The following is a 1,408-nucleotide window of genomic DNA, read 5'->3' as shown; positions in this document are numbered from 1 at the left end:
AATTCAGGTGCTTGTTTCGTTGGGATATTATATCTCTTTCTTAATTGTTTAACGTTATAGTCATCATTATTCAATTGATATTTTGCGGAATAACTTGGCACATTTGGATTGTATGAAATATCTCCATTTTTATAATCTTTAAAATCTTTAAAGTTGCCGTATTGTACAAAAAACTTAAAGTTTTCTATTTCTTTTTTTAACTTATCATTCGGTATTGGCTTCGTTGGGATAATTCGATTATGTTCCATTTTCACTGGATATTTCTTTTTATTATTTAAGGGTCTACCTTTACTATCCTCTGTTATTTCATTGACAATAAAATTACCTCTTGTTGTTCTAGTATTGCGATTTATATGGAGCACCATTCCTCTAGATTCCATATTCTTACCTTTGGGTTCAATAACCATTTCAGAATAAATGATCCAAGTGCCTTTATCATCTTTATCAAATTCTTGATCTCGAAAGCCTTCTTTATCGTAGAAATCTTCAAGATTTTTTGTTGGATACACACTTAACGTTTTATTAAAACTTTTTTTAATTTGAGCTTCTTTGTTAAAAGATCCACACCCTCCAACAAAAATGACTAAGATAAACAAACTTGCACATAACTTTAGTTTTTTTGAATGCTCCATTTTTTCACACCCCCATATTATTCTATATACTACGCTTGGTCTGTTTAGAATAACCTATTATGTCTCTAGATTTGATATTCAGAGTTTGACTCATGATTTATTAACCTCACTTGGAGTAAATTGTACAGAATCTGTAAAAAAGATATTTTCTTTTTTATTTTCTACAAAGGTAAATTCTAGATCTTTAGATCCTATGGATGATCCTTTTAAATCGCCATCGCCCTTCAACTTTAATTCAGGGGCTTGTTTGGTTGGGATATTATATCTCTTCCTTAACTGTTGTACATTATAATCATCATTATTCAACAGATATTTTGCAGAATAACTTGGCACATTTGGATTGTATGAAATATCTCCATTTTTATAATCTTTAAAATCTTTAAAGTTGCCGTATTGTACAAAAAACTTAAAGTTTTCTATTTCTTTTTTTAACTTATCATTCGGTATTGGCTTTATTGGGATAATTTTATTATGTTCCATTTTCACTGGATATTTTTTATCTTTATTATGCACATATCCTTTTTTGTCTTCTGTTATCTCGCTTATTAAAAAATATCCTTTCGTTGTTCTAGTATTGCGATTTACATGTAGCACCATTCCTCTAGATTCCATATTTCTACCTTTTGGCTCGATAACCATTTCAGAATGAATGATCCAAGTGCCTTTATCTCCTTTATCAAATTCTTGATCTCGAAAGCCTTCTTTATCGTAGAAATCCTCGAGATTCTTGGTTGGATACAAGCTTAATGTTTGATTAAATGTTTTCTTAATTTGAG

Annotated in this window: 2 protein-coding genes; both read right to left on the bottom strand. The window is 29.7% G+C overall.

The annotated features are described in order from the left end of the window. Window positions 1-632, bottom strand: a 632-nt coding sequence (locus HMPREF3267_RS05440) for a tandem-type lipoprotein (RefSeq protein ID WP_070866795.1), incomplete at its 3' end; no start/stop codon positions are given. Window positions 633-722: 90 nt separating this feature from the next. Continuing rightward, the coding region (locus HMPREF3267_RS05435; RefSeq protein WP_070866794.1) for a tandem-type lipoprotein at window positions 723-1,408 on the bottom strand (686 nt) is incomplete at its 5' end.

The organism is Staphylococcus sp. HMSC62D11, from assembly GCF_001839145.1.
GTDB classification, from domain to species: Bacteria; Bacillota; Bacilli; order Staphylococcales; family Staphylococcaceae; genus Staphylococcus; species Staphylococcus lugdunensis.
The sequence above is the reverse complement of the archived record's forward strand: the minus strand, read 5'-3'. Positions and strand labels throughout refer to the sequence as shown.